We start from the raw sequence: 683 nt of genomic DNA, 5'->3' as shown, positions 1-683 counted from the left end.
CGTGAGAGGGTTCAGCCGATGCGCTTCAACTCCTGCACGGCCGGGGTGAGGTTCGGAGAGGGGCCGAGACGGACGGGGCCTGCTGGCGTCCAGTTGCGAGTGTCGCGGCTCCAGCGTTCGGGGTGACTGGCTCGGGCGCGTTGGTATACCCGGTGGCGTCGAGCCAGCAGCGTGGCCTCACGGCAGAAGTGCCTGTCGTCGGGCGTGATGAAGCGGATGGCGGAGTGTCGGTGCTCGGTGTTGTACCAGTCCACGAAGCGCGTCACCCAGGCGTGCGCATCCTCGACGGACGCAAAGGGCCGCCGGGGGAAGCTGGGGCGGTACTTCAGCGTGCGGAAGAGAGCCTCGGAGAAGGCATTGTCGTCCGAGACGCGGGGCCGGCTGAAGGACGGGGTGACGCCCAGGTACTGCAAGGTGGCCAGCAGCGTGGCGCCCTTCATCGGGCCGCCGTTGTCCGAATGCAGCACCAGCCCCTCGGGGCAGCCGGCCTGCTGCCAAGAGCGGCGGATGAGGACCGAGGCATGCTCGGACGACTCCTCTTCGTGCACCGCGAAGCCCATGATTCGCCGGCTGAAGACGTCCACCACCAGGTACAGGTAGAGGAAGGCGCCCTTCACCGGGCCCTTCAGGTAGGTGATATCCCAACTCCAGACCTGGTTGGGCCCGGTGGCGGTGTGCTCGGC

General features: G+C 67.8%; 1 protein-coding gene. It reads right to left on the bottom strand.

The annotated features are described in order from the left end of the window. Positions 1–11 precede the first annotated feature (11 nt). The coding region (locus HR086_RS47300; RefSeq protein WP_254626786.1) for a DDE-type integrase/transposase/recombinase at positions 12–683 on the bottom strand (672 nt) is incomplete at its 5' end.

The organism is Myxococcus sp. CA039A (genome assembly GCF_013336645.1).
Classification (GTDB): domain Bacteria; phylum Myxococcota; class Myxococcia; order Myxococcales; family Myxococcaceae; genus Myxococcus; species Myxococcus llanfairpwllgwyngyllgogerychwyrndrobwllllantysiliogogogochensis.
The sequence above is the reverse complement of the archived record's forward strand: the minus strand, read 5'-3'. Positions and strand labels throughout refer to the sequence as shown.